This is a genomic window from Streptomyces vilmorinianum, from assembly GCF_005517195.1.
Taxonomy (GTDB): domain Bacteria; phylum Actinomycetota; class Actinomycetes; order Streptomycetales; family Streptomycetaceae; genus Streptomyces; species Streptomyces vilmorinianum.
In genome coordinates this window covers 3,791,347-3,818,003 of record NZ_CP040244.1, presented here as the reverse complement: position 1 = coordinate 3,818,003, position 26,657 = coordinate 3,791,347, and the positions used below count along the sequence as shown (strand labels likewise).

General features: G+C 73.3%; 23 protein-coding genes. 11 read left to right on the top strand and 12 right to left on the bottom strand.

Annotation, left to right across the window (positions count from 1 at the left end; translation table 11 throughout):
* The first annotated feature begins 95 nt into the window (after positions 1 to 95).
* Positions 96 to 386: a hypothetical protein gene (locus tag FDM97_RS17975; protein ID WP_137991423.1), complete on the top strand. Its 291-nt coding sequence runs from the start codon at positions 96 to 98 to the stop codon at positions 384 to 386.
* A gap of 58 nt (positions 387 to 444) precedes the next feature.
* On the opposite strand, the gene FDM97_RS17970 is transcribed toward FDM97_RS17975, so the two are convergent.
* Positions 445 to 1,212 carry an NPP1 family protein gene (locus FDM97_RS17970; RefSeq protein WP_137991422.1) on the bottom strand — a complete coding sequence of 256 codons (768 nt, stop codon included), beginning with the start codon at positions 1,210 to 1,212 and terminating at the stop codon, positions 445 to 447.
* A gap of 238 nt (positions 1,213 to 1,450) precedes the next feature.
* Here FDM97_RS17970 and FDM97_RS17965 point away from each other — a divergent pair, with 238 nt between their 5' ends.
* Positions 1,451 to 2,179 carry a transporter substrate-binding domain-containing protein gene (locus FDM97_RS17965; protein WP_217510244.1) on the top strand — a complete coding sequence of 243 codons (729 nt, stop codon included), beginning with the start codon at positions 1,451 to 1,453 and terminating at the stop codon, positions 2,177 to 2,179.
* Here the strand turns inward: FDM97_RS17965 and FDM97_RS17960 are convergent.
* The gene (locus tag FDM97_RS17960; protein WP_137991421.1) at positions 2,167 to 3,627 is read right to left on the bottom strand and encodes an aldehyde dehydrogenase family protein; all 1,461 of its coding nucleotides are present in this window, start codon (positions 3,625 to 3,627) and stop codon (positions 2,167 to 2,169) included. The two genes, FDM97_RS17965 and FDM97_RS17960, sit on opposite strands and share 13 nt — an antisense overlap.
* A gap of 144 nt (positions 3,628 to 3,771) precedes the next feature.
* Between FDM97_RS17960 and FDM97_RS17955 the strand changes: the two genes are divergently transcribed.
* Entirely contained in the window at positions 3,772 to 5,028 is a 1,257-nt protein-coding gene (locus FDM97_RS17955; RefSeq protein ID WP_137991420.1) for an ABC transporter substrate-binding protein, read from the top strand.
* Positions 5,029 to 5,045: 17 nt separating this feature from the next.
* Here FDM97_RS17955 and FDM97_RS17950 read toward each other — a convergent pair whose 3' ends face one another.
* Genes FDM97_RS17950 through FDM97_RS17935 form a run of 4 tightly spaced genes read right to left on the bottom strand, consistent with a single transcriptional unit; the run spans position 5,046 to position 8,645 of the window.
* Entirely contained in the window at positions 5,046 to 5,795 is a 750-nt protein-coding gene (locus FDM97_RS17950) for an ABC transporter ATP-binding protein (RefSeq protein ID WP_137991419.1), read from the bottom strand.
* Complete coding sequence (locus tag FDM97_RS17945; RefSeq protein ID WP_137991418.1) at positions 5,792 to 6,688, bottom strand: ABC transporter ATP-binding protein; 897 nt, start codon at positions 6,686 to 6,688, stop codon at positions 5,792 to 5,794. Before FDM97_RS17945 ends, FDM97_RS17950 begins: the two co-directional genes overlap by 4 nt.
* The gene (locus tag FDM97_RS17940) at positions 6,678 to 7,670 is read right to left on the bottom strand and encodes a branched-chain amino acid ABC transporter permease (protein ID WP_137991417.1); all 993 of its coding nucleotides are present in this window, start codon (positions 7,668 to 7,670) and stop codon (positions 6,678 to 6,680) included. Before FDM97_RS17940 ends, FDM97_RS17945 begins: the two co-directional genes overlap by 11 nt.
* Positions 7,671 to 7,682: 12 nt before the next feature.
* Positions 7,683 to 8,645: a branched-chain amino acid ABC transporter permease gene (locus FDM97_RS17935; RefSeq protein ID WP_217510243.1), complete on the bottom strand. Its 963-nt coding sequence runs from the start codon at positions 8,643 to 8,645 to the stop codon at positions 7,683 to 7,685.
* 204 nt (positions 8,646 to 8,849) lie between these two features.
* On the opposite strand from FDM97_RS17935, the gene FDM97_RS17930 reads away from it, so the two are divergent.
* Entirely contained in the window at positions 8,850 to 9,977 is a 1,128-nt protein-coding gene (locus FDM97_RS17930) for a baeRF2 domain-containing protein (protein ID WP_137991415.1), read from the top strand.
* Here the strand turns inward: FDM97_RS17930 and FDM97_RS17925 are convergent.
* Both FDM97_RS17925 and FDM97_RS17920 read right to left on the bottom strand, forming a co-directional pair.
* The gene (locus FDM97_RS17925; protein WP_254705640.1) at positions 9,974 to 12,085 is read right to left on the bottom strand and encodes a SpoIIE family protein phosphatase; all 2,112 of its coding nucleotides are present in this window, start codon (positions 12,083 to 12,085) and stop codon (positions 9,974 to 9,976) included. The genes FDM97_RS17930 and FDM97_RS17925 overlap by 4 nt on opposite strands.
* 100 nt (positions 12,086 to 12,185) lie before the next feature.
* Entirely contained in the window at positions 12,186 to 13,112 is a 927-nt protein-coding gene (locus FDM97_RS17920; RefSeq protein ID WP_137991413.1) for a glutaminase, read from the bottom strand.
* 90 nt (positions 13,113 to 13,202) lie between these two features.
* Between FDM97_RS17920 and FDM97_RS17915 the strand changes: the two genes are divergently transcribed.
* Complete coding sequence (locus FDM97_RS17915; RefSeq protein WP_137991412.1) at positions 13,203 to 13,871, top strand: maltokinase N-terminal cap-like domain-containing protein; 669 nt, start codon at positions 13,203 to 13,205, stop codon at positions 13,869 to 13,871.
* 65 nt (positions 13,872 to 13,936) lie between these two features.
* Here FDM97_RS17915 and fusA read toward each other — a convergent pair whose 3' ends face one another.
* The 3 genes from fusA to FDM97_RS17900 all read right to left on the bottom strand — a co-directional run bounded on the left by fusA (position 13,937) and on the right by FDM97_RS17900 (position 19,017).
* On the bottom strand, positions 13,937 to 16,036 hold the full coding sequence (fusA, locus tag FDM97_RS17910; RefSeq protein ID WP_137991411.1) for an elongation factor G: 2,100 nt from the start codon (positions 16,034 to 16,036) through the stop codon (positions 13,937 to 13,939).
* A 381-nt stretch (positions 16,037 to 16,417) separates the two neighbouring features.
* A complete protein-coding gene (locus tag FDM97_RS17905; protein WP_137991410.1) occupies positions 16,418 to 17,731 on the bottom strand; it encodes an amidohydrolase in 1,314 nt (437 codons plus the stop codon).
* Positions 17,728 to 19,017 (bottom strand): MFS transporter, encoded by a 1,290-nt coding sequence (locus FDM97_RS17900; RefSeq protein ID WP_137991409.1) that lies wholly within the window; start codon positions 19,015 to 19,017, stop codon positions 17,728 to 17,730. Before FDM97_RS17900 ends, FDM97_RS17905 begins: the two co-directional genes overlap by 4 nt.
* A gap of 98 nt (positions 19,018 to 19,115) precedes the next feature.
* Here FDM97_RS17900 and FDM97_RS17895 point away from each other — a divergent pair, with 98 nt between their 5' ends.
* The gene (locus tag FDM97_RS17895; RefSeq protein ID WP_254705638.1) at positions 19,116 to 20,240 is read left to right on the top strand and encodes an Lrp/AsnC family transcriptional regulator; all 1,125 of its coding nucleotides are present in this window, start codon (positions 19,116 to 19,118) and stop codon (positions 20,238 to 20,240) included.
* On the opposite strand, the gene FDM97_RS17890 is transcribed toward FDM97_RS17895, so the two are convergent.
* Positions 20,198 to 21,244, bottom strand: coding sequence for an enoyl-CoA hydratase/isomerase family protein (locus FDM97_RS17890; protein WP_137991408.1), 1,047 nt, complete (start codon positions 21,242 to 21,244; stop codon positions 20,198 to 20,200). The genes FDM97_RS17895 and FDM97_RS17890 overlap by 43 nt on opposite strands.
* Positions 21,245 to 21,409: 165 nt before the next feature.
* Here FDM97_RS17890 and FDM97_RS17885 point away from each other — a divergent pair, with 165 nt between their 5' ends.
* The 5 genes from FDM97_RS17885 (at position 21,410) to FDM97_RS17865 (ending at position 26,656) form a co-directional block, all read left to right on the top strand.
* The gene (locus tag FDM97_RS17885) at positions 21,410 to 21,796 is read left to right on the top strand and encodes a hypothetical protein (RefSeq protein WP_137991407.1); all 387 of its coding nucleotides are present in this window, start codon (positions 21,410 to 21,412) and stop codon (positions 21,794 to 21,796) included.
* Between the two features lie 93 nt (positions 21,797 to 21,889).
* Positions 21,890 to 22,918: a 3-oxoacyl-ACP synthase III family protein gene (locus tag FDM97_RS17880; RefSeq protein ID WP_137991406.1), complete on the top strand. Its 1,029-nt coding sequence runs from the start codon at positions 21,890 to 21,892 to the stop codon at positions 22,916 to 22,918.
* On the top strand, positions 22,915 to 23,655 hold the full coding sequence (locus tag FDM97_RS17875; RefSeq protein ID WP_254705637.1) for a glycosyltransferase family A protein: 741 nt from the start codon (positions 22,915 to 22,917) through the stop codon (positions 23,653 to 23,655). Before FDM97_RS17880 ends, FDM97_RS17875 begins: the two co-directional genes overlap by 4 nt.
* Positions 23,655 to 25,133: a class I adenylate-forming enzyme family protein gene (locus FDM97_RS17870; RefSeq protein WP_137991405.1), complete on the top strand. Its 1,479-nt coding sequence runs from the start codon at positions 23,655 to 23,657 to the stop codon at positions 25,131 to 25,133. The genes FDM97_RS17875 and FDM97_RS17870 overlap by 1 nt, the downstream gene beginning before the upstream one ends.
* Complete coding sequence (locus FDM97_RS17865) at positions 25,130 to 26,656, top strand: cytochrome P450 (protein ID WP_137991404.1); 1,527 nt, start codon at positions 25,130 to 25,132, stop codon at positions 26,654 to 26,656. Before FDM97_RS17870 ends, FDM97_RS17865 begins: the two co-directional genes overlap by 4 nt.
* Position 26,657: the final 1 nt, after the last annotated feature.

The window sequence follows — 26,657 nt, the reverse complement described above, 5'->3', positions numbered from 1 at the left end:
TTGGCGGTGCCGCGGTGATCCCACGCCGCAGTGGGCGCAGGTCGCGTGGCCTCTGTTCACATCCGATGCCGGCCGACTTTCCGGGGAGGGGACGAATGATCCTGATGGCGATGGTGCTGGGGGTCGGGGTCGCGCTGTTCGGGCTTGCGCTGGCGACGGACTACCGTGGCGTCACCCAACGGATCGTGGACACGCAGCTCAACCCCGCGTTCGCCGAACCGGGCGTCCGGCGGGTCTTCAGCCGGCTGGGGCTGGAGCACCCCGAGATGGACTTCTCTCTCAGCCGTTCGAGGCTCCGAGCGCTCGTGCGGATCTGGGGCGGAGTGGTCGCCGTCTTCGGGCTCGGGTTCCTGGCGGTCGGTGTCGCGCTCCTCGTCCGGCCTTGACGTTCGCAGACGTCGAAGCGGTCGTTCACGGGCAGAGTGATCAACAGTGCTGCCCCCTTCAGGCATACGGGTCGAAGGGGATGCCGGCCGGCTTGGCCTTGGCGAGGTGGGCGGCGAAGTTGGCGTCCTTCAGGCCGAAGACGGCCTTTCCGAAGTCGGCCTGGCTGAGCTTGTCGCGCAGTCCCGCCGGGTAGCCGTTCCAGCCGACGAGGGTGGGGAACTGCCACTGGTGCTTGTGGTTCTCCGGGGGTTCGTCGTTGGAGTTGGCGGGGCGGAAGCAGTGCGTGCTCAGGCCGTCCTTGTGGTAGACGATCTTGGGGTGGGTCCCGTCCCACCGGATCCGGTCGCGGCCGTGGATGTCGAAGTTGCCGTGCGCCGACGTGGCGACGTAACGGGCCTCGTTGTTCTGCACCCACACCACGACGTGCTCCCAGTCGTGGCGGTGCCCGCCGAGCGAGCTGCCGGCGACGGCCTGGTCCTTCTCGAAGTAGAGGCCGTACATGACGGCGCACCAGCCGTTGTTGCACTTCGCGCGCGCGTAGCCGTTGGTGTTGTCGAGGTCCCAGGCGTCGCGGCACTGGCTGTTGAGGGCCCCGGAGGGGTTGAGGCCGCCGTTGATCGTGCCGTCGGGGCCGATGGCGGGGGTGGGGTAGCAGCCGTCCGTGTCGTAGTCGTAGGCGGGCTGGAACGTCTGCTCCAGGCCGTCGGCGTTCGCGGGGAGCGCCGTGGGCGGTGCGGCCAGGGCACTGCCCGGAACGGCGATGACCAGCGCGATGCTGCTGCCGAGGATGACCGAGACTCTGCGGATCCGCGAACTCGTCTTCAACTGCGTCCTCCTGAGGGACCGCGATGTGGGGAGCGCGACGGGATTGGCATGCCCAGATCAGTCGCGCCGAACCCTGCGGAAGCGTGGAGGACCGCCGTGTCCCTCAGACCGCGGCGGCCTGTTCCGACGGCTTCGACACGCGCTCGATGTCGGCTCCGTAGGCGCCGAGTGCGGCCGGCCCGCAGGCCTTACTGGACGCGCCCCGACGCGACGCATCCGGTGTCCTAGACTCCGCCCCATGACGATCATGACGGGTGACATCAGTCGGGATCTGGCGCCGACCGGCGTGCTGCGGGCGTCGATCAACCTGGGCAATCCGGTCCTCGCGCAGGGCGCCCCGGCCGACCCCGGCGGGGTCACCGTCGACATCGCGCGCGAGATCGGCGCACGGCTGGGGGTGCCGGTCGAGCTCGTCTGCTTCGACGCGGCGCGCAAGTCTTTCGAGGCGATGACCGAGGGGCGGGCCGACATCTGCTTCCTGGCGGTCGAGCCCGCGCGCGAGGCACAGGTCGCCTTCACCGCGCCGTACGTCGTGATCGAGGGCGTGTTCGCCGTGCCCCGGGACTCGGGGCTCGCCACCCTCGCCGACGTCGACCGCGCGGGTGTGCGGATCGGCGTCAAGCGTGGGTCCGCCTACGACCTCTTCCTCACCCGCACCCTTCGGCACGCCACCGTCGTCCGCGGGGACGAGGGCGTCGACGTGTTCCGTACGGAGGGCCTGGAGGTCGCGGCCGGTATCAGGCAGCCGATGGCCGAGTACGCCGCCGCGCATCGCGACGTCCGGCTGATCGAGGACCGGTTCATGGAGATCCGGCAGGCGGTGGGCACGACTCCGGCCCGGCGGCCCGAGACCGTACGGTTCCTCCGGAACGTCGTCGAGGAGCTCAAGGCGGGCGGCTTCGTCGCCGACGCGCTGCGCCGCGCCGGCCAGTCCCCCACCCTGGTGGCGCCCGGTCAGAACGGGTAGCGGGCCTGCTGGGTCGCGATCGTGACCCAGCGGGTGTTGGAGAAGGACTCGATGCCCCACCGTCCGCCGAAGCGCCCGTACCCGGAGGCCTTGACGCCGCCGAAGGGGGCGTGGGGCTCGTCGGCGACGGACTGGTCGTTGATGTGGACGATCCCGGAGTGCACGCGGCGCGCGACCGCCAGCCCATGGGTGGCGTTCTCGGTGATGATGCCGCAGGTCAGACCGTTCTCGGTGTCGTTGGCCAGGGCGACGGCGGTGTCGTCGTCGGCGAAGGTGCCGAGCACGCACACCGGGCCGAAGGTCTCCGCGTAGTAGAGGTCCATCTCCGCGGTCACCCCGCTGAGCACGGTGGCCGGGTGCACCGCGCCCACCGGGGCGCCGCCGCCGGTGAGCACGGTGGCGCCCGCGGCGACCGCGTCCGTGACCAGCCCGGCGACCCGCTCGGCGGCGGCCGCGCTCACCAGCGGGCCGATCACGGTGTGCGGGTGCTCCGGGTCGCCGGTCCGCAGGGCGGCGACCTTGGCGGTGAACTTCGCGGTGAACTCCTCGGCGAGGCGCTCGTGGACGAGGACCCGGTCGCCGGACATGCAGATCTGCCCGGAGTTCATGAACACGCCGAACGTGGCCGCGTCGACGGCGTAGTCCACGTCCGCGTCCTCGAGGACGACCACGGAGTTCTTGCCGCCCAGTTCGAGGACCGCGGGTTTGAGGTGGCGCGCCGCGTGCGCGCCGATGAGACGGCCGGTCCGGGTCGAGCCGGTGAAGTCGACCGCGCGGACCCGGGGATCGGCGACGAGGGTCTCGGCGATCACGGTGGCGTCCTCGGGGGCGTTGGTCACCACGTTGAGCACGCCGTCGGGCAGCCCGCCCTCGCGCAGGACGTCGGCGACGAAGAGACCGGCGGCGACCGGTGCGTTCTCGCTCGGCTTGAGGACGACCGTGTTGCCCGCGGCCAGCGGGGCGGCCACGGCCCGTACGCCCAGGATGAGGGGCGCGTTCCAGGGCGCGAACGCGGCGACGACCCCGAGCGGTTCGCGCAACGCGAGACCCAGCGCGCCCTGCTCCTGGGCGCTGAGCACCTCGCCGCGCGGCGCGGTGATCGCCGCGGCCGCCTCGCGCAGGATGTTCGCGGCCAGCGCCACGTTGAAGTACGCCCACGGGCGGGTGCCGCCCACCTCGTGCGCCATGAGCTCGGCGGCCTCCTCCCCCTTGGCGTCGAGGAGGTCGGCGGCCCTGAGGAAGATCGCGCGGCGGGCGAAGGGGGCGAGCGCGGCCCAGGCGGGGAACGCCGCGTGGGCGGCGGCGACGGCGCGGGTGACGTCCTCGGGACCGGCGGCGGCGACGATCGCGTACACCTCGCCGGTGTAGGGGGTGACGTCCTCGGCGGTGCGGCCGGCGGCGGCGGGGACGTCCTGGCCGCCGATGAGCAGCTCACGGGTGATGACCACGGCTCCATCCTGACGCGCGCGCTGGGCGTACGCAGGGCCGCGTCGGCCGTTTAGCCGCGCCCCGACGGGTTACTCGCGGGACGCACAGCGATGCTTCACGCCTTCTTCACGGAGAGGCGCAGAAGCCTCTGAGAGGAGGCGGACATGAAATCGCCGGTCCGGCGGTCCGCGGTCTTCCTGGGCGCGGTCGCGCTCCTGGCCGCCGCATGCGGTTCGAACGGTGGTGGCGGAGGTGACGGGGCGCAGGGAGGCGACGGCGACGAGGTACTCAAGCTCGGATACGTCCTGCCCGAGACGGGGCAGCTGGCCTTTCTCGGGCCGCCCATGATCCAATCGACGAACTTCGCGATCAAGGTGATCAATGACAGTGGCGGCGTGCTTGGCAAGCCGATTCCGAAGGTGGTCGGCTCCGACGAGGCAGGACAGGAGGCGGTGGCGGCGCAGGCGGCTGACCGCTTGCTGAACGCGGGGGTCGACGCGATCATCGGCGCCGCGTCTTCCGCGATGTCGCTGGCCATCATCGACCGGGTGACCGGCGAGGGTGTCGTCCAGTTCTCGAGTTCCAATACGGCGCTCACCTTCACCGACTACGACGACGGCGGCTTCTACTTCCGTACCGCGCCGAGCGACGCGCTGCAGGCCCCCGTCCTGGCGAAGGCGATCCAGGAGGACGGGCACAAGCGGGTGGCCATGGTCGCGCGCGCGGACGACTACGGGCGCGGGCTGCTCGACTCCACGAAGAAGGCCCTTGAGGACGGCGGCGTCACGGTCACGCTCGCCGAGACGTACGACCCCAAGGCCACGAACTTCGACCAGATCGTTCAGAAGATCAAGAACTCCAACCCGGACGCGGCCGCGGTGATCGCCTTCGAGGAGGGCACGCAGATCCTGCAGAGCATGATCGAGGCAGGCCTCGGGCCCGCCGACATCGGCGTGTACGGCACCGACGGGCTCCGCAGCGAGGAGCTGCCCAAGCTGGTCTCGCCCGCCGACCCCGGCCGGCTCGCGGGCATGAAGGGTACGGCTCCGGCATCGGCGTCCAACCCCGAGTTCGTGAAGGCCCTCAAGGAGTTCGCGCCGAACCTGAACGTCCTGCAGTTCGCGCCGCAGACCTTCGACGCCGTGACGACCCTGGCGCTCGCCGCCGAGCAGGCCAAGTCGGACGACCCGGGGAAGTTCGCCGAGGAGATCGTCGCGGTCACGAAGGACGGCGAGAAGTGCAATTCCTTCCCCGCCTGCAAGACGCTGCTCGCCGAGGGCAAGGACATCGACTACGACGGTGTGAGCGGTCCGCTCGACTTCGTCGACGCCGGTGAGCCGGGCCAGGCGACGATCGAGGTGTACGCGTACAACGACAAGGGTGAGCTGGAGACCGTGCGTACGGAGGTGAGCAAGGGCTGACGCCTCGCGTACGGGGCTCAGCGGACACGGGCGAGGGTGCCGAGGTACAGGTCGACCACCTTCTGGTCGTTCAGGAGCTCGGCACCCGTCCCTGTGTGGGCGTTGCGGCCCTGGTCGAGGACGTAGCCCCGGGCGCAGATCTGGAGGCACCTGCGGGCGTTCTGCTCGACCATGAGGACGGCGACTCCCGCGTGGTTGATCTCCTTGACGCGGTCGAACACCTGGTCCTGGAAGATCGGGGAAAGACCCGCCGACGGCTCGTCCAGGAGCAGCACCTGAGGTTCCATCATCAACGCGCGGGCCATGGCGAGCATCTGCCGCTCGCCGCCGGACATCGAGCCGGCCTTCTGTTTCCGGCGGGTGGCCAGGACCGGGAAGAGTTCCTCGACCACGGCGGCCCGGTCGTCGTACTGCTTGGGCCGCAGATACAGGCCCATGCGCAGGTTCTCCTCGACCGTGAGCGTGGGGAAGACGTTCGCCAGCTGGGGGACGTAGCCGACTCCGCGCCGTACGAGCTCGTGGGCGGGGCGGTTGGTGACGTCCTCGCCGTGCAGCCGCACCGCGCCCTTGCGGATGCGGAGCAGGCCGAAGACGGCCTTGGCCAGGGTCGACTTGCCGGCGCCGTTGGGGCCGATGACGCCGACGAGTTCGCCGGGCCGTACCTCGATGCTGCAGCCGCGCAGGACGTCGACGCCGGGTAGATAGCCGGCGACGAGGTCGTCGGCGGCCAGGACGGGACCGTTCGGGGTGCCGGGCTCCTCGCTCATGGGGGCGGCGCCTCCTCTCCGCTCGCCTCGGGTTCGTCGTGCCGCTTGCCGAGGTAGGCGTCCACGACGTCGGGGTTACGGCCGATGGTGGACGGCGGGCCCTCGGCCACCAGGCGCCCACCCGCCATGACCGCCACCCAGTCGCTGATGCCCATGACCACGTCCATGTCGTGCTCGACGAAGCACACCGTGAGCCCCTCGTCACGCAGGGCCGTGATGTGGCCGAGGAGCGACTGGGTCAGCGCCGGGTTGACCCCCGCCATGGGCTCGTCGAGCAGCAGCATCACGGGCCGTGCCATCAGCGCGCGGGCCAGTTCGAGCAGCTTGCGCTGGCCGCCGGAGAGCGTGCCCGCGTAGTCGTCGCGCAGCCGGCTGAGCCGGAAGCGGTCGAGCAGTTCGTCGGCCCTGGCCACGGCGTCGCGTTCCTGTCCGCGCCACAGCGGCGGCAGCAGGGCGGGCAGCAGCCGCTCGCCCCGCTGTCCGGGGGTGGCCAGAAGCATGTTCTCGAGGACCGTGAGCCGGCCGGGCGTGCGGGTGAGCTGGAACGTACGGACCAGGCCCGCGCCCGCGATCCGGTGCGCCGGCCGGCCGGTGAGCGGCTTTCCGGCGAAGGACCACCGTCCGCTGTCGGCCCGGTCGAAGCCGCTCACGACGTTGAACAGCGTGCTCTTGCCCGCGCCGTTGGGGCCGATCAGGGCCGTGATGGTCCCCCGCTGGACCTCCAGGTGTTCGACCTGTACGGCGACGAGACCGCCGAAGGCGCGGGTGACGTCGTCGAGGACGAGCAGCGGGTCCGGCTTGGTCGCGCCCGGCACGGGCTCGGGCACACCGGGTGCCGGCGCACCGGTAGCGGGCACACCGGTAGCGGGCACAGGGCTCGTGTCATCGGCCACTGAGCAGCATCTCCTTCCGGCTGCCGAGGATCCCCTGCGGTCTGAACGCGACCAGCAGGATCAGTGCGAGTCCGACCAGGGCGAAGCGGACGGCGCCGATCTCCGAGGTGCTGATGACGTCGGAGGAGATGACGCCGGAGTCGATGGCCTCGCGCAGGGCGCTGTCGAGGAAGGTGAGCATGAACCAGAAGAGGACCGAGCCGACGACGGGGCCGAGGATCCGCCCGGCGCCGCCCAGGACGAGCAGCGTGTAGAGGAAGAAGGTGACGCCGGGATCGAAGCTGTCCGGGTTCACCGACTGCACGTGGATGGCCTGGAGCATGCCGGCCACCGCGCCGATCACACCGCCGAGCACGAGGCTCGTCATCTTGTACGCGTAGACGTTCTTGCCGAGGCTGCGTACGGCGGTCTCGTCGTCGCGGATCGAGCGGATGACGCGCCCCCAGGGGCTGCGGATCAGCAGGGCGAGCAGCAGCCCGACGACGATCACCAGCGCCCAGGCGACGATCATCACCCACAGGTCGCGGGCGCTGAACTTCACCATCCAGAATCCGTACGTGCCACGCGGGACGGGGTTGAGGTCGTAGAAGTCGTTCGCGAACCGCTGGAGGCCGAACACGCCGCCGGTGGTGGGCTCGGCCCAGCTGGAACGATAGAACAGCCGGAGCGTCTCCCCGGCGGCGATGGTGGTGATGGCGAGGTAGTCGGCGCGCAGCCGCAGCGTCGGCAGACCGAGGAGCAGGGCGAGGACGACGGCGGAGGCGAGTCCGACGAGGACGCCGAGCCACATCGAGCCGCCCCAGGTCGCCACGGTGATCGCGAGCCCGTAGCCGCCGACGAGCATGAAGCCGACCTGCCCGAAGTTCAGCAGTCCGGTGTAGCCGAAGTGCAGGTTCAGGCCCATCGCGGAGAGCGCGAAGATCGCGGCGATGGGGCCGATGCCGGCGCGGATGGCGTCGGAGAGGATGACTTGGAAGTCCATGGCTCACCGCCCTCATCCGACGCGTTCGCGCCGGCCGAGGATGCCCTGCGGCCGGACGAGGAGAACGATGATCAGTGCGAGCAGCGCCCACGCGTACTGCAGGTCGACCGGGAACCACAGCGTGGACATCTGGGCGACGATGCCGATGACGAGACTGCCCACCATCGCGCCGTACGCGGAGCCGAGGCCGCCGAGGATGACGCCGGCGAACATGAGCAGCAGCAGCTTGAAGCCCATGTCCCAGCTGACGATCTCGACGAGTCCGAAGAAGACTCCGCCGAGGGCCGCGAGCGCGCCGCCGAGCATCCAGACGACGAGCACGACGCGCTTGACGTCGATGCCCGAGGCCTCGGCCAGGTCACGGTCGGCGGAGACGGCCCTGATGGCGGTGCCGATCCGGGTCTTCTGGAGCAGCAGGGCGACACCGAGCAGCGTGGCCACCGACAGGAGGGTGACGGTCAGGTCACGGGGGGTGATGCCGGCGGGACCGAGGTCGATCGCCTCCTGGATGTCGTACTGGGCGTAGGAGCCGGGCCGGGTCCCGTACAGCACGAGGACGATGTGCCGCAGGAACAGCGACAGTCCGATCGTGACGATGAACATGTTGATCAGGCCGGTGCCACGGGCCCGCAGGGGGCGCCACAGGCCGCGGTCGATGGCGGCGCCGAGCAGGGCGCCGAAGACGACGGCGGCGAGCGTGGCGGGGACGAGGTGCCAGCCCGGTCCTGACGGCGAGACGTTCAGGAAGAAGGCGAAGGTGGCGCCGATGGTCACCAGCTCGCCGTGGGCGAAGTTGATCAGATGGATGGTTCCGAAGATCAGGGACAGGCCGACGGCGCAGATGGCGATGATGACGCCGAACTGGATGCCGTCGAGGAGTGCCTGCAGGGCCCGCGCGCCGAACGTCGGGCCAGCCGGTACCTCCTCGCCCTGTGCCGTTCCCTCTGCCGCCGCGGTGACCGCCGGCGCTGTCACGAGGAACAGGGCGAGTGCCGCCACGAACAACCGCTGATGACGCACGGCCGGTCCGGTGTGTCGCGTGCCTCGACCACTCTGTGGCCTCCAGTTTCCCACCGTCCCGGCGTCGGGGCCATCCGGCCCGTGTCGGGGGGCACGGCGCGGGTAGCCGTGCGTTGGGCGTCGTTTCTCCCCGCCGGCCTTCTTCTCCTGGAGGAAGCCGTGAAGCTGCAGTTCCTGGACCCGCTGTACGCGCATCCCGGCCCGATCGCCTCCGCCTGTCTCGACACCTCCCGCGATGTCGGTGATCCGGACCGGGCGATCGAGCTGCGCCTGCGGAGTCTGCGGGAGAGCCTGCTCGCCCACGACGCGGACGAGGCCACGGTCGGTGCGCTCGCGAGCGCGGTGGGCACCGACCGCGACGTGGCCGGGCGGCACGGCCAGGCGCTCTTCGCCGCCCACGGCTCTCTTCTGCTCGCGCAGTGCCTGCCCGAGCCGCCGGCCCGCGACAGCGCCCGGTTCGGGATGCTTCCCGACGTCCTCGCCCTCGCCCTCCAGCACGCGCCGGACCTCCCCTACGCGGCCGTCGTCCTGAACCGTGTGCACCCCGCGGGGCCGGGCCGGGGCGACGACGAGGGCGAGGGCGATCGCGAGGGCGGGCTGGAGTTGGAGCTGGAGCACGAGAGGGGCAGATGGCCGATCAGCCGGGTCGCCCCCGGCCCCCGGGGCCACCGCCGGGTCCCGGTCGAGGGCTGGCCGAAGGAGGCCGAACAGCTCCTGGCGGAGCTGGTGGACGGTGTCGAGACCGACGGTACGGAGGCGATCGTGCCGGCCGGAGACCCGTGGGCGGTGAACAGTCTGATCCGGGCCGCCCCGCGGGCGCTGCAGGGACGCTTCGTCAAGCTCGAGCACGGCCGTCCGCGGCGGCCGGAGCCCGGTCGGGCCCTCCTGGAGGACGAGCTCGCCGGCCTGTTCGCCGGCCGGCTGCCCGACCACGACAGGCATCTGCTCGACAGCTATACCGGCCAGCGCGCACGTCACCCCGAGTACGTCGAGGGGCTCGCCGCCGCCGTCGGCGCCCTGCAGCGCGGTCAGGCGCGGGCGCTCTTCCTCAACCGGCCGGTACGGCACACGGGTCATCTGTGGGTCGGCGCGGCGCCCACCCATCTCGCCCTGTCCGGCGAGGAGTTGAGCGCCTTCGGCCTGCACTACTACTGGGAGGAACCCGCCGCCGGCGCGGCGCTGCTCCGCGCGGCGGCCGGTACGCAGGCCGAGCTGGTCGTCCTGCCGGAGGAGGAGGTTCCGCTGGAGGACGGTGTCGCGGTGCTGCTGCGCTACACCGGCCCCTAGAGACCCTTCAGGACGAGCAGGGCGATGTCGTCCGTACGTTGCCGGGCGGGCCGGGTCCGGCTCAGGAGGGCGTCGACGAGAAGGTCCAGATCGCGGTCGTCCGCCTCGGCCAGATGACCGGCGAGTTCGGCGAGGGAGTCGTCGAAGTCGGTCCCCGGGGTCTCGACGAGACCGTCGGTGTAGAGAAGGAGCACCAGTCCCGGGGTGAGCGCGATCTCGGTGACCGGGTAGCGGGCGTCGGGCACGATGCCGAGCAGAGGGCCCGGCGGCACGTCGAGCGGGGCGGTACGGCCGTCGGGCAGCCGCACCAGGGGCGGCGGGTGGCCGGCGCTGGCGAGGCCGAGCCGCCGGCGGGCGAAGTCGAAGTGGGCGTAGAGGCAACTGCAGAACAGCCCGGGGTCGAGATCGATGAGGAGGCGGTTGGTCGCGGAGAGCACCTGCTCGGGGGGCTCGCCGAGGGTCGCGTGGGCGTGCACGGCGGTCCGGACCTGGCCCATCAGAGCGGCGGCGGCGACGTTGTGGCCCTGGACGTCGCCGATGACGGCCGCCGCCGCGGTGTCGCCGAGCCGGATCAGGTCGTAGAAGTCACCGCCGATCTCCATGCCGCGCGTGGCGGGCAGATAGCGGGCGGTGACGTCGAGGCCGGCGACGGCGGGGAGGCGGTGCGGCAGCAGGGCCTCCTGGAGTCCGTGGGCGAGCCGGTGCTTGGCGTCGTACAGGCGGGCGCGGTCGAGGGCCTGCGCGATGAGCCCGGCGAGCGAGGTCATGACGGCGCGTTCCTCGGCCGAGAACGCGTGGGGGTGGTCGTAGGAGAGCACGCAGCAGCCGACGGGCCGGCCGGAGATGATCAGGGGCAGGATGGCCCAGGCCTGTTTGCCGCTGATCGGCGCCGCCTCGGGGTAGATGCGTCGCATCTCCTCCGGGTCGGCGAAGAACGAGGGGATTCCGCTGGCGAGCACCTGTCCCGCGGGGGTGAAGGTCGTGTCGAGCGGCAGGCCGTCGAGGCGCGCGATGGTCTCGGCGGGGTAGCCGCGGTGTCCGGTGATCCACAGCCGGCCGGAGTCGACCGTGGACAGGACCAGGCCCTGGGCGCCGAAGGCGGGCATGATCTGGTGGGCGACCAGATCGACGACGTCCTGGACGCCGACGACCTCGGTCAGGCCCGCGGCCAGGTGCAGGAGCTGGTAGAGCTGTCCCGCACGGGCCGGGGTGGCGGTGCTCAGGGTGCTGCGGGGCGCGGGAGTGGGCGGGGGCTGTGCGCCGGTGGGCACGATCCGGACGCTGATCCCGTCGGCGTCCGGGTAGAGGTGGAAGTCGAGCCATCGGTCCGGCGGGCGGCAGGCCGTGAAGGAGACGGGCTCGCGGCTGATCACGGCGGCGCGGTAGCGGTCCTCGTAGCTGGGGTCGTCGAGCCAGGGCAGGGACTGCCACGGCAGTGTCCCGAGCAGTGCCCCGGCGTCGCGGCCCAGGAGTTCGGCGCCGCCCGAGCTGAGGAAGGTGATGTGTCCTTCCAGGTCCAGGGCGCAGGAGCCACCGGGCAGCCGTTCGGCGAAGGCGGCGGCCTCCTGCGCGGGGGCGCGGGGCGGGCGGCGGGTTTCGAGGGGGAGGACGCGGGGCCGGTCCGCGTGGGCCAGCGGCCGGCCGGATGCGGTGGCCTCCTCCAGGAGACGGGCCAGGCGCCGGCAGCCGGAGAAGAGCCGGCCGCGCTCCCGCGGTGTCAGGTGCGGCGGGCGGGTGGCGGGCCACAGCAGCAGCAGGGTGCCCCAGCGCCGGGTGCCGGTGATCGGTGCGGCGGCCAGCGCGAGCGGATACGGGAGGGCCATCGCAGTCCGTGGGTAGGAGCGGGCCATCTCCTGCTGGCTGCCCACCCAGACCAGGCGGTCCTCGCGTACGGCGACGGCGATGGGGGCCGGCGCGGCCAGGGGGACCCTCGCCCACGGCTCGGCGAGATCCGCGGGTGCCCCGCAGAGGGCCTCCAGGCGCAGCACCTGCGCATCCGGTTCCAGGAGGTAGACGGCGCCGATGGAGGCACTGGTGCGGCGGATCGTCTCGGTGAGCGCGGCGTCCACGCCTTCGGCGCCCCGGGCCTGACCCACCGTGCTGGTCACCTCGCACCTCCAGCGTCGCAGGCCCATTATCGCGCGGGCACCGGTCCGACGGCTCGGGCAACGGCCCGGGGGGAGGCTGAGGCGGGGCTCGGGAGGCGGTTCAGAAGACGGAGAGACCGGTGATCGTGGTGAAGCGGTCGAGCGCGGCGACGCCCGCGACCGAGTTGCCACGTTCGTCGAGGCCCGGGCTCCAGACGCACAGGGTGCAGCGGCCCGGGACGACGGCGATGATGGCGCCGCCGACCCCGCTCTTGCCCGGCAGGCCCACCCGGTACGCGAAGTCCCCGGCAGCGTCATAGGTGCCGCAGGTGAGCATGACGGCGTTGACCTGCTTGGCCTGGCTGCGGGTGAGCAGGCGTGAGCCGTCGGCGCGGATGCCGTGGCGGGCCAGGAACCCGGTGGCGAGTGCGAGGTCGGCGCAGGACGCCTCGATCGAGCACTGCCGGAAGTACTCGCGCAGGAGCGTCGGCACGGGGTTCTCGATGTTCCCGTACGAGGCCATGAAGTGGCCCAGCGCCGCGTTCCGGTCGCCGTGCGCGGTCTCCGAGGCGGCGACGTCCCGGTCGAAGTCGAGGTCCTGGTTGCCGCTCTCCGCGCGCAGGAGGTCGAGCAGGGCGCCCGAGGCGTCACCGGTGAGGCTGTGCAGCCGGTCGGTGACGACCAGGGCGCCGGCGTTGATGAAGGGGTTGCGGGGGATGCCGTTCTCGTACTCCAGCTGCACGAGCGAGTTGAAGGGGTTACCGGACGGCTCGCGGCCGACGTGCTCCCAGAGCGTCTCGCCCTCCCGGGCGAGGGCGAGGGCGAGCGTGAACACCTTGGTGACGGACTGGGTGGAGAAGGGCTGTTGCCAGTCCCCCACCCCGTACACCGTCCCGTCGAGCTCGGCGACGGCCATGCCGAAGCGGCGCGGGTCGCCCGCGGCGAGCGCGGGGATGTAGTCGGCGGGGCGGCCCCGGCCGACGAGGTCGCCGATCTCCTCGGCGATGCGCTCGAGGACCGGCTGGAACGACAGCAGCATGATCCTCATTGTGCCGCCCGCCCCGGCAGGGGCGAGCCCCGGGTCCCGGGCGGCGGCCGCGGTGGGGAACCGTGCGGCGAGGAGAGGGGTTCAGGGGGTATGGCTGTCATTCACCGCACCACCATGAATCCCGGCAAGCTGGAGCTGCTCGCGTCCTGGCTTCCCTCCCGCCCCTGGTACGCCGGCACGGGGCGCGCGCCGGAGCTGTCCAAGGCCGGTGGCTTCCGGCTCGACGACCCGGAGGGGGAGGTCGGCATCGAGTTCATGGTCGTCACGGACGTCTCCGGTGACGAACCTGTCGCGTACCACCTGCCGCTCACGTACCGCGGTGTTCCGCTCGACGGCGCCGAGGACGCTCTCGTCGGCACCTCCGAGCACGGCGTGCTGGGGAAGCGGTGGGTGTACGACGGGATCCACGACCCCGTTCTCGTGGCGCAGTTGCTCGCGCTGCTCGAAGGCCGCGCGGAGCCGCAGGCCCAGAGCCTGACCGACGCGCCGGACCACTCGGTCATCGGCCGGTTCGACGGGGGCGGCCTCTCGGCCGTGAGCGGTCCGGGCGCCGTCGAGGACGGGCCGCAGGGGACGGACCTCGCGGTACGCGCGGCGGTGACCGGCGCGTCCCCTCTCACCCTCACGGTGACGCGTGTCCTGGACCCGGACCGGGCGGCCCCCGCCACGGGCGCGACGAACGTCCGCGGGCACGTCAGCGCCGAGTGGAACTCGGCGGACGGGGAGCGCCGGCGCGGCGCGTTCGTCGTCGTGAGCTGACAGGGCCGTCCGGCCGTGTGCGTGGGACGGGCCCGCCCCTGGGAGGGCGGGCCCGTCCGCGGCGGTCACCGGGACGGTGTCCCGGCTGCCACGCCCGCCGGGACGGGGGCGTAGCCGGTGGGCCGCGTGGTGAAGGTGCCGCGGCCCTGGGTGCGGCTGCGCAGCCGGGACGCGTAGCCGAAGAGTTCGGCCAGCGGCACGGTCGCGGTGATCACCGCCGTCCCGGCTCGCGCGGTCGAGCCGGAGACCCGGCCGCGCCGCGCCGCCAGGTCACCGAGCACCCCGCCCACGGCGCTGTCGGGCACCGTGACCGTGACCTCGACCACCGGTTCCAGGAGCGTCATCGCGCAGGCGCGCAGTGCCTCGCGGAGCGCGAAGCGGCCCGCCGTACGGAACGCCATCTCCGAGGAGTCCTTGGAGTGGGTGGCGCCGTCCGTGAGCGTCACCCGCACGCCGGTGACCGGGTGGCCGCCGAGGGGACCCTCCGCCAGGGCGTCCCGGCAGCCGGCCTCCACCGCGCGGATGTACTCCTGCGGAACCCGGCCTCCGGTGACGGTGGAGGAGAAGGCGAACTCCCCCGCCGTGTCCGCCGCGGCCTGCGTGCCGGTGTCCAGAGGTGCCACGTCGAGGACGACGTGCGCGAACTGGCCCGCGCCACCGTCCTGTTTGACGTGCCGGTGGACCAGGCCCGTGACCCCGCGGACGACCGTCTCCCGGTAGGCCACCTGCGGCCTGCCGACGCCGATGTCCAGGCCCTGGGCCCGGCGGATCTTCTCCACGGCGACCTCCAGATGCAGCTCACCCATGCCGGAGAGCACCGTCTGGCCGGTCTCGCGGTCGGTCCGGACCGCCAGCGAGGGGTCCTCCTCGACGAGCCGGGCCAGCGCGGTCGCCAGCCGGTCGGTGTCCAGGCTCCTTCGGGCCTCGACGGCGACGGAGACGACGGGGTCCGCCACGGTGGGCGGTTCGAGGAGGAGGGGGGCCGAGGGCGCGCACAGCGTGGCACCGGCCCGGGCCTCCTTCACTCCGACGACCGCGACGATGTCCCCGGCCACCGCCCGGTCCACCTCGGTGTTCCGGTCGGCCTGCACCCGCAGGATCCGGCCGATCCGCTCGGTGCGCCGGCCGGCGACGTCGAGCACCACGTCCCCCTTTCCGATCGTCCCCGCGTACACGCGGAGGTACGTCAGCCGCCCGGTGGCGGTCGAGTTCACCTTGAAGACCAGGGCGGCGAACGGTTCCGCCGGGTCGGCGGCCCGCTCCCGCTCCGCGCCGTCCAGGGTGCCCCGTACCGGCGGCACGTCCAGCGGCGAGGGCAGGTAGGAGACGACGGCGTCGAGCAACGGCTCCGTCCCACGGTTGCGGTACGCCGATCCGCACAGCACCACGACTCCGTCACCGGTCCGGGTCAGGTCGCGCAGCGCCGCGGTCAGCGTCGTGTCGGCGAGCGCCGACTCGGCGCAGAACTCCTCCAGTGCGCCCGGGTGGAGTTCCGCCACCGCCTCCTCCAGGGTCCGGCGGCGGAGCCGCGCCTCCTCCGCCAGTGCCTCGGGCACGGGGCCCTCGGTGTACGTGTCGCTTCCCGCCTCCCAGACCAGGGCGCGCATGCGGACGAGGTCCACCACGCCGATGAAGTCGTCCTCCTGACCGATCGGCAGCTGGACGACGAGCGGAACCGTGTGGAGCCGGTCCCGGATCGAGGCCACCGCCGTGTCGAGATCGGCGCCGGCGCGATCCAGCTTGTTGACGAAGGCGATCCTCGGCACCTGGTGGCGATCGGCCTGCCGCCAGACCGTCTCGCTCTGCGGTTCCACGCCCGCGACGGCGTCGAACACCGCGATCGCGCCGTCGAGTACGCGCAGCGAGCGCTCCACCTCGTCGGAGAAGTCGACGTGGCCGGGCGTGTCGATCAGGTTGACGCGGTGGTCGTCCCAGACGCAGCTGACGGCCGCGGCGAAGATGGTGATGCCACGGTCGCGCTCCTGGGCGTCGAAGTCGGTGACGGTCGTGCCGTCGTGGACCTCGCCCCGCTTGTGGATGGCGCCGGTGAGGTAGAGCATCCGTTCGGTGACGGTGGTCTTGCCGGCGTCGACGTGGGCGAGGATGCCCAGATTGCGCACGCGGTCGAGGGTGCCGGTCGGTCGGTGGGGAAGGTGGGTACGCACGGCCCAGGGCCTTTCGCTGTGTGACGAGAACAGGGCGGCGCGATTCCCGGACGAAGCCGGCCCGGAGGCGGGCAAGGAGTGACCCGGCGCACTGGTGCGCCGCGTGACGGGCCGTCGGTGATCGGCCCGGCGGCGCACGGCACGCTCAGGGGGTCAGGAGTCAGGAGTTCGTCACGGGGATCCGGTGGCGGCCGCGCAGCCGGCACCGGGACGACCGGGACATCAGGATCACGTCGTACCGTGACCGGGGAACGACGACAGCGGTGCGGCAACGCACGGTCGGGCTCCCCTCGTTGGTCGTCGGCGCGCCGGGTTCCCGGCGTCACGTTCAGCGAGTGTAGGGAGCCTTCCCGTGGACGGCACCGGATTATTCGCGCGCGGTCACTCGTCGTCGGCCTCCGGGCCGAGCCAGTGCGCGGCGGCGGCGAGGAGGGCCGTCACGCCGATCTCGAGGGTCGGGTCGGGTACGGGTGCGAAGTGCGGCGAGTGGTTGGCGGGGACGGTGTCGGGCAGGCCGTTCTCGAGGAGGTCGGCGGGGTCGATGTCGCGGTAGAGGGCGGGGTCGGCGCCGCCGAAGTGCCAGAAGACGGAGGGGACGTCGAGGGCGGTGCCGAAGGTGCCGAAGTCCTCGCTGCCGGTGAGGGTCGAGGGCAGCGTGAAGACGTGTCCCTCGCCGAGGGCGGCGGACAGAGCGGTGTGGACGGCGCGCGTGGCGTCGTGGTCGTTGACCGTGACGGGGAAGGATGTGAGGGGGACGATCTCCGGGTCCTTCGGGGCTCCGGACGCGGCGGCCTCGGCGCGGATGATCCGCTCGACGGCCCGCAGGACCCGTTCCCGTACCGACGGAGTCGTGCTGCGGATGTTGATCCGCAGGTCGGCGGTGTCCGGGATGATGTTCTCCTTGGTGCCGGCGTGGAGCGAGCCGACGGTCACCACCGCCGTCTGCGCCGCCGCGACCTCGCGCGCGACCACGGTCTGCAGCCGCATGACGATCGCGGCGGCCATCACGACCGGGTCGACGGCGGTCTCGGGCATGGATCCGTGGCCGCCGCGCCCGAACAGCCGGACCTTGAGGCTGTCGGACGCGGCCATGAGCGGGCCCGGGCGGGTGCCGACGAAGCCGACCGGCGCGGCCGCCACGTGCTGTCCGAGGCAGATGTCGGCCCGGGGGAAGCGGTCGGCGAAACCGTCCTCGATCATGGCCGGTGCCCCGCCGACCTCCTCGGCCGGCTGGAAGACCGCGACGACCGTGCCGCGCCACCGCGCGCGGGTGGCGGCGAGCTGGGCGGTGGCGCCGAGCAGGCAGGCGACGTGCATGTCGTGACCGCAGGCGTGCATGACCGGGACCTCGTTGCCGTCCGGGTCGGTCGCGGTGGTGGTGGAGGCGTACGGGAGGCCGGTCTCCTCCCTCACCGGGAGGGCGTCCATGTCGGCACGGAGCAGGACGACCGGGCCTTCGCCGTTGGCCAGGACGCCGACGACTCCGGTGCCGCCGACGCCCTCGGTGACCTCCCAGCCCTGTTCCCGCAGCAGGGCGGCGGCGATGCCCGCCGTACGGAACTCCTGGAAGGACAGCTCGGGGTGGGCGTGCAGGTCCTCGTACAGGGCGCGCAGGGCGGGCAGCCGGTCGGTGAGCCCGGCGAGCAGGGGGCCGACGGGGCGGGTGGAGGGGAGGCGGGGGGCGGTCGTGGTCATGAGGGCTGCTCCGTGCTGAGAGGGGAACGGTCCGGTTCGTGGTCGAAGGTGCCGAGCGCGGTCCGGAAGGATTCGGCGTCCTGGGGGGTTGCGAGCGACATCACGGCGACGATCACCGCGCCGAGGACGAGGAAGGCGAAGGCCACCTCGAAGGAGAAGGTGTCGGCGAGCACACCCATGACGGGCGGGGCGGTCATGCCCGCGACCTGGCCCCCGAGGACGATGACGGCGCTGCCGACGCCGACGTGTGCGGGGTCGAGCCCCCGCAGGGGTACGGCGAAGATCGGCATGTAGGCGAGGGAGGTGGCGCAGGCGGCGACGGTGACGAAGGCGACGAAGCCGGTGAGGGAGGCCGAGTAGGCCATGAGCGGGAGGGCGAGGGCGGCCACGGCCATCGCGGGCAGTATCACCTTCCGGTGGTGTCCGCCGAGCCGGTCGGCCAGCCGGCCGCCGACGACCGTCGCGAGCGCGGCGGCGAGGGCCGGGATGGCGGCGAGCGCGCCGGCGGAGGTGAGGGAGATGCCGCGTACGTCGTTGAGGTAGGAGGGGATCCAGGTGCTGAGGCCCCACATGATCGTGCTGTAGCCGAACATCATCGTCGCGAAGCGCCACAGCACGCCCTTGCGCAGCATCTGCCGGAGCCCGTGGCGGATCGTGGGCGTCTCGGCGCGGGTGCGTGCCAGCGGCGCCGGCAGCCACATCCGTACGGCGACCAGGACGAAGACTCCCAGCGCCGCCGTCGAGAAGAAGGCCGAGCGCCAGCCGAAGGCGGCGATCAGCGGGGCGACGGCGAGCGGGGTGAGGACGGCGGCGAGGGCGTTGGAGCTCATGATCAGCCCGTTGGCCCCCATCCGTTCCTCGGGTGTGGTCCGTTCGACGAGGACCTTCATCGAGGCGGGCGGGAAGATTCCCTCGGCCGCGCCGAAGGCGAACCTCAGGACGAGGAGGACGGCGAAGGACCAGGCGAAACCGGTCAGGGCGGTGAACACCGACCAGCTCAGCAGGGCCCAGCAGGTCACCCGCTGGGCGCCGAACCGGTCGGCGAGCAGGCCGCCGGGGATCTGGCAGAGCGCGTACGCGAGGAAGAAGGCGGAGACCACGAGCCCCTGTTGCCCACGGCTGAGGTCGAACTCCTTGCCGATGGCGGGCAGGGCGAGGGTGATGACGAGGCGGTCGGCGTAGTCGACGAGCCAGGCGGCGAACAGGACGACGACCGTGATCCGGACGGTGCGCTTGGTGCGCTCGGTCCGGCTGGTGCGGGCGGCGCTCGGGGGTGGAGCTGACACGGCACTCCTCTCTCACCGGTGGCCGGGTTTCCCCGGCCGGAAGTGCCCTTACGATCCGGTCCGTGAGCGAAGAACCCCGGAAATTGCAGGAATGCCTCATGGCTGACGATCCGATGCCGGAATCCGGCGCGCCGGGTCCGGGCCCGGCCGGTCCCGACGCCGGCTTCTCCGAACTCGATCTGGCGCTCATCGACGCGCTCCAGGCCGCCCCGCGCGCCCCGTGGTCCCGTATCGGCCGGGCCCTGGGCGTGGACCCGACGACGGCGGCCCGCCGCTGGGAGCGGCTGCGCGCGGCCGGTCTGGCCTGGATCACGGCGTACGACGCGGCGAGGACGGCGACGGTCGCCTATGTCGAGGTGCGCTGCCGACCCCGCTCCCTGGAGGCCGTGAGCACCGCGGTGACCGCGCTGCCGTGGGTCTTCAGCGTGGACGAGACGGCTGGTGACTTCGATCTCTTCCTGTCGGTGGCGGGGCCCGACCTGCCGAGTCTCGGCCGGCAGATCCGCGGCACCATCGGGGGGCTGCGCGGGGTCCTCTCCACCCGTACGCGGTTGGGCATCACCCTGTACGGCGAGGGGCGTGACTGGCGGATGCGGGCGATGGAGCCCGCGGAGCGCGCGGCCCTGTCGACCCCACGGGCGCTCGGCCGCACGGTCTACAGCGCCCACTGGCGCAACCGTCACTCGCCCGAGGACCGGGCCCTGATCTCGGCGCTCGGCGGTGACGGCCGGCTCGGCTACACGGAGCTGGGGGCGATGACGGGCATGAGCGAGCACACGGCCCGCCGCCGGGTGCAGCGGATGATGCGGGACGGGGACATCTCGATCCGCTGCGACCTCGCCCATCAGCTGGCGGGTCTGCCGACGATGGTGGTCTACCGGGCCGCGGTCCCTCACCCCGAGCTCGAGCGGACCGGGAACGCGCTGGCCCGGTTCGACCAGGTCCGGATGTGCGTCTCCGTGAGCGGGCCGCACAACCTGCTGGTCCTCGTCTGGCTGCACGGCCTCGGCGCGATCGACCCGTTCGAGGCGCTGCTCGCGGAGCGTTTCCCGGCGCTGGAGGTCAAGGACCGGACCGTCGCGCTGCACACGCCCAAGCGCATGGGCCGGCTCCTCGACGACCACGGCCGCGCCATCGGCCGCGTACCGCTCGGGATGTCACTGGACGAGCCGTGGGACGGTCACCGTGAGAACGGCTCCGGGGCGCCCGAGGGGGCGAAGTAGCGGGCGACGTCGTCGTCCGTCACCTCGGCGAGGGTGGGCGGGGACCAGTGGGGGTCGCGGTCCTTGTCGACGACCTGGGCGCGGATGCCCTCGACGAGGTCGGCGGAGGTCAGGGCGGCGCAGGAGAGCCGGAACTCCATGTCGAGGACGGACTCCAGGGAGTCGAGTCGCCGGGCGCGGCGGATCGCCGCGAGGGTGACCTTGAGGGCGACGGGCGATCGGCCGAGGAGCGTGGCGGCGGCCTCCTTCGCCTCCGGCACACCGAAGTCGAGGAGCCGGTCGACGACGTCCTCCACCGTGTCCGCGGCGTAGCAGGGGTCGATCCACTCGCGCTGGGCGGCGAGTTCGCCGGGCGGCGCGGGCCGCGCGAACCGGGGCACCACCTCGTGCGCGGGCGCCCGCGTGAGCTCCGAGGCGAGTCGGGGCAGGTCCTCGGAGGGTACGAAATGGTCGGCGAGCCCGGTCAGCAGCGCGTCGGCGGCGCCGGCCTGGGTGCCGGTCAGGGCGAGGTGGGTGCCGAGTTCGCCGGGCGCGCGGCTCAGCAGGTACGTGCCGCCGACGTCGGGCACGAAGCCGATGCCGGTTTCGGGCATGGCCACCCGGGAGCGTTCGGTGACGACGCGGACGGAGCCGTGGGCGGAGACGCCGACGCCGCCGCCCATCACGATCCCGTCCATGAGGGCCACGTAGGGCTTGGGGAAGCGGGCGATGCGGGCGTTGAGCCGGTACTCGTCGCGCCAGAAGTCCACGGAGGCGGTGCCGCCGGCGCGGGCGTCGTCGTGGATCGCCCGGATGTCGCCGCCGGCGCACAGCCCGCGCTCACCGGCGCCCTCGATGACGACGGTCTCGACGGCCGGATCGCCCTCCCAGGCCGTCAGCGCCTCGTCGATCCGGCGCACCATGGCGTGGGTGAGCGCGTTGATGGCCCTCGGCCGGTTCAGGGTGAGGAAGCCGGCTCGTCCTTCGGTGCGCACCAGGACGTGCGGGCTGTCGGCCGCGGTCATCGCAGGGCCTCCGCCGGGCCGGGGGCCTGAAAGAGTCGCATGGTCCCGTCACTTCCCTCGAGAACGATCTTCCGGCCACCGTATCCGCTGAACCACGTCCGGGCACAGACGATCATGCCCGGCCCCGGTCCCTGCCGCCGCGTGCGGCTGTGGAACAGTGACGCCATGCTGCTGCCTCCCGAGAACACGCTGTTCGTCCCCGGGGACGCCCCCGCTCTGCTGCTGGCCGGCGCGCCCGTGCACGAGGAGTTGCCCGCGCTGCACGCACCCGGCGGGGCGGTGCCGCCGTGCGCGGGATGGAGTGTCGTTCCCCAGCTCACCGTGTGCGTCGTGGACGGGCCCGGGGACGCGGGGTGTCTCGTTCCCGCCTTCGTGGCCCCGGTGTTCGGCGGATCCGGGACCCCGGACGACATGGCGGGCTGGTGCGAGGACGTCGTACGGGCGGGCGGGGCGGTCGTCGTCTCGCTGCCCGAGCTGCCGCGGACGCTCGACTGGGAGCTCCTGCTGACCGGTGGCGTCGCCCGTGGCGGTTTCGTGCCCGTGGCCGGCTGACCCTCCCGCACCCGGCAACAGGGGCTTTTCCCCAGAGCAGTTGAGTACGGGCACTCAGGCCCCAGGTCCCGGCCCGTTCATAGCCTCGCTCGTATGAACAGTCACAGTGCCGTCGCCGACGGCCCCCTGCGGGTCGGGATCACCGGGGTCGGGGTCTTCCTCCCCGAACAGGTCGTGGACTCGGAGCACCTGCGGCAGCGGGTGGTCGCGAGCAGTGGGGTCGCGCTGCCCGCCGGGGTGTTCGAGCGGGCCACCGGGATCGTCACCCGGCGGGTCGCCGGCCCCGGCGAGTACGCCTCCACGCTGGCGGTGGGCGCCGCCCGGGACGCGCTCGGGCGGGCCGGGCTCGAGCCGGCGGACATCGATCTGCTGGTGTTCGCCTCCGCCAGCCGCGACATGGTGGAGCCGGCCACCGCGCACATCGTGCAGGCCGAACTCGGCTCCCGGGCGCACGCCCTGGACGTGACCAACGCCTGCAACAGCTTCGTCAACGGCGTCGACCTCGCCCGCACCATGATCCTGGCGGGACGTGCCCGGCGGGCCCTGGTGGTCACCGGGGAGACGCCGAGCCGTGCCGTGCGCCAGGCGCCGGCGGATCTGGCCCAGTTCCGTGACGGCTTCGCCGGCTACACGTTCGGCGACGCGGGCGCGGCGGTGGTCCTGGAGGCGGTGGACCGCGGCGGGATCCTCGACGTGGACAGCGAGACGCACTCCGAACACTGGTCGGTGGGCGGGATATTCGGCGGGGGTTCGCGTCACCCCCGCAGCGAGGAGCACACCTACTTCCGCGGTGACGGCAGCGAGCTGCGCAAGGTGTTCGAGAAGGTCGGCACCTCGGTGCTCGACCGGGTGCGGCACCGTACGGGGCTGAGCTGGCACCACTTCCGGTACGTCCTGGTGCATCAGGTCACCGTGCCGTACCTGGAGCGGTTCGTGGAGATCACCGGTGTCCCCGAGGACCGGCTCGTCGTCACCGTCCCCGAGCTCGGCAACGTCGCGAGCGCGAGTCTGGGTGTGCAACTGCACCGGGTCCACGACGCGTTGCTTCCCGGCAACCGCGTCCTGTTCGTGGGCCTCGGCGGCGGCGTCAGCATCATGACGATGGTCTGGGAGAAGGCGTGAGCGCGCTGTGGGTGGTGGTGCCCGCCCATCAGGAGGCCGCGCGCATCGGTGACGCCCTTCAGGCGCTCGCGGCGCAGACGGACCGGGACTTCCAGCTCGTCGTGGTGGACAACGCCTCCGAGGACGGCACCGCGGCGATCGTCCGCGCGTTCGCGGAGCGGGCGCCGTTCGGCGTCCATGTGCTCGACGAGCGAGACAAGGGCGTGGGCTGCGCGGTCGACACCGGGTTCCGGTACGCGATCGGGCGGGGGGCCACGCTGCTCGCCCGCACCGACGCCGACTGCCTGCCGCGCCCCGGCTGGACGGCCGCGGCCCGTGCCGCGCTGCACGGCGGGGCGGGTCTTGTGTGCGGGCGCATCGACGCCCGCCGCGACGAGCACGGGCCGCTGGGCCGTGCCTTGTTCCGTACGCTCGTCGGCGTCGCCGCCTTCTTCGGCCGGGTGCGGCCCGCGCACCGGCGCCGGCACGGCTATCTCGCCCCGTACCGCATGCACGCGGGCAACAACATGGCGATCACCGCGCGGCTGTACGAGGACGTCGGCGGGATGCCCCGCCGTCCCTCCCCCACCGACCGGCTGTTCCTGAACCGGGTCCGCCGCCGCACCACCGCCATCGTCCACGCGCGCGACATGGTCGTGGAGAACTCCACCCGGCGGCTGCGCGCCTACGGAATCGTCGGAACCGCCCGCTGGTACCTGGACAAGGGACCCGGGCGTCACGGGGAGGACCCGCGCTGATGCTGGACGCTCTCGCTCGCACGCTGCGGTCGGACCCGGGCCGGCCCGCCGTGCTCGGTACCACGCGCACCGGCGCGGTCCGTACGAAGGCCACCTGTGGGGAGCTCGCCGATCTCGCCGACCGGTACGCCGCCGCTCTGCACGCCCGGGGACTGCGGCGGGGCGGCACGGTGGGGGTCGCGGTGCGGCCGGGGCCGCGCGCGCTGGCCGTGCTGCTCGCGGTGCACCGGCTCGGGCTGCGCGCCGCGGTCCTCGACCCGGCCGCGGGGCCCGACGTGCTGCGCGCCCGGCTCGCGCTGGCCCGCCCGGACGTGGTCCTTGCCGACGCGGCGGCCCAGGCGGTCGCCGGATGGGCCAGGCCGCTCGCCCGCCGGGCCCGTCTCGCGCTGCCCGACCTGGCGGACCTCGGCCCGGTCGCGACGGTCGGCCCGAGGCTGCCCGGCTGCGCCGCCGCGCTGGACACCGGCGCCGGCACCGCGGGGCTGCCGCGCCCGGTGGACGAGGACGGGGACGCGGTGATCGTCTTCACCTCGGGCACCACCTCGCGGCCCCGCGCCGTGGTCCACACCCGTTCCTCGCTCGCCGCCGGCATGGCCACGGTGACCGGCCTCGTACGGCCCGAGCCCGGGCGGCCCGTGCTGGGCGGCACCTTCTTCGTCCTCGTACCGTCCCTCGCGAGCGGGGCGCCGGTCGCCCTGCCCGCCCGCTCGCCGCGCGTCCTGGCGCGGCAGCTGCGCCGGCTCTCCCCGCAGGCCACCTATCTGACGCCGCCTCAGCTCCGGGCCGCGCTGGCGGAGGACGCGCGGTTCACCGGACGGGTGTGGACCGGTTCGGCCCCGGCGAGCGCCGAGCTCCTCACCCGCGTCAAGCGGGCGGGAGCGGACGAGGCGTGGGGGGTGTACGCGCTGACGGAACTGTTCCCCGCCGCGGCCGTCGAGCAGGCGGCCAAGGCCGCGTTCACGGGCGAGGGGGATCTGGTGGGCGCGCCGCTGCCGGGGGTGGAGGCCAGGACGGGGCCGACCGGCGAACTGCTGCTGTCCGGGCCCGCGGCCCGGGACCGCTACCTCGGTGAGGAGCCCGATGCCTCGGTCGCCACGGGCGACCGGGGGCGGCTGGACGCGCACGGCAGGATCGTCCTCGAGGGCCGCTGCAAGGACATGGTGCTCAGGCGGGCGGAGAACATCTACCCGGGTCTGTACGAGCCCGGGCTCCATGTTCCCGGGGTCGAACTGGCCCTGCTGGTGGGCGTTCCGGCCGGGGACGGCGACGAACGTCTGGTCGCCGTCGTCCAGCCGCGCCGGGAGGCCGACCACGCGCGGGTGCGCGCCGCGCTGGCCGGACCGCTGGAGCGGATGGGCGCCGCCCGCCCGGACGCGGTGCTGCTCGCCGACATTCCGCTGTCCGGGCGCTCGTCGAAGCCCGACCGCGCGGCGACGGCGATGCTGGCCGCCGCGCGCACGAGGGGGTCGGCGCGATGACCGCCGTCGCCGCCGCTGTGCGTGCGGCGCGCCGTCGCGACCGGCGCGTGTACACGCGGTCGCACCCGCTGCTGTTCGCCCTGCTCGCCGCCGTGCGGCGGCGTCCGGTCGCCCGGCTCGGCCGCGCACTCCTGGTGAACGGCGCAGAGCCGTACCGCGAGGCTCTCACCCGGATCCCGCTGGACCGCGCGGCCGCCGGCACCACCGGCGGCGCGGCGCGCGAACTGTCCGGCGGTCGAACGCTCTTCGACCAGGAGGGCGCCGGTCACCGCGACACCCGGCGGACTGTCGCCGGAGACCTGAGCGCGGCCGGTGTGGCGCGGCTGCGCCCGGTCTGGCAGGAGGTCCTCGCCCGTCGCCTCGCCCCGCTCGCCGCCGGGCATCCCGTCGACCTGGTCCCGCTGGCCCGTGAGCTGGCCGGCGCGACCGTCCGCGCCCTCGTGGACACGTCCGCCGACCCGTCGGCCCTCGCCGAGGCGGCGGGCGACGCGGCGGCGGCCGCCGTCCGTGACCACCTGCCTGGCCCCCGCCCACCGGGCACCGCCCGACGCGCGTCCGAGGCGACGGCCCGCCTGGAGGCGATGCTCACGGGCGGGGGCGACGACACCGATGTGCGGGCGGCGTCCACGGACGTGCGTGCGGGGTGCGCTGACGCAGTCGGCGGCACGCCACCGTCGTCGGCACCTGTGGGCGGCACCAGCGCCACGGCGGGCCGGCCGGCTCCCGCGGGCCGATACCGCGCCGGCGACGCGCAGACGATCCCCGCAAGCGGAGGCGGCGTCGCCGAAGCACCGGCGCCGCGCCCGCCGGCGAGCGACCACACCGGAGCGGCCCCGGCGACCACGGACGGGGCCACCAGCGCGACATCGCCGCCCACGCCCATGGACGGCGACAGCGACACGGGCGGCAAGCCGATCCCCGCGCACGGAGGCGACGGCGGCGAAGCACCGGCGCCGACGTCTCCCGGAGGCGGCGTCGCCGGTGTACCGGCGGGGTCCACGGAGATGGAGGCCGGGCTGCGGGCCATGCTTGTCGTCGCCGCCGTCAATACGACCGTCGCCGCGCTGCCGCGCGCCGTCGCGTGGTGTGCGGACGCCGGGCTGTGGGCGGATGCCGGGGACGAACGGTTGCGGCCCGCGCTGGTCGCCGAACTGCTGCGGGTCACCGCCCCGTCCCCGTTGCTGCCGCGCGTGGCGGCCGCCGACGCGTCGCTCGGGGGCTGTCCGGTGCGGGCCGGGGACCGGCTGGTGCTGGTGGCGCGGCATGCCGTCGAGGCGGACCGCGTCCCGCCGGACGCCCGTCACCCGGCTCCGGCCGCGGTGGCCCAGCTCGTCTTCGGCGCCGGGCGGCACGCCTGCCCGGGTGCCGGGCTCGCCCGTGCGCAGTTGGAGGACGTGCTCGCCGCGCTCGCCCCGTACCGCCCGTCCGTCGTCCGCGCCCGGGTGGACCGACGCGCCGCGCTGCCGGGCTGGCGCCGGCTCACGGTCCGCGCGACCACCGTACCCCTGCCCTCGGAGGCCTGAG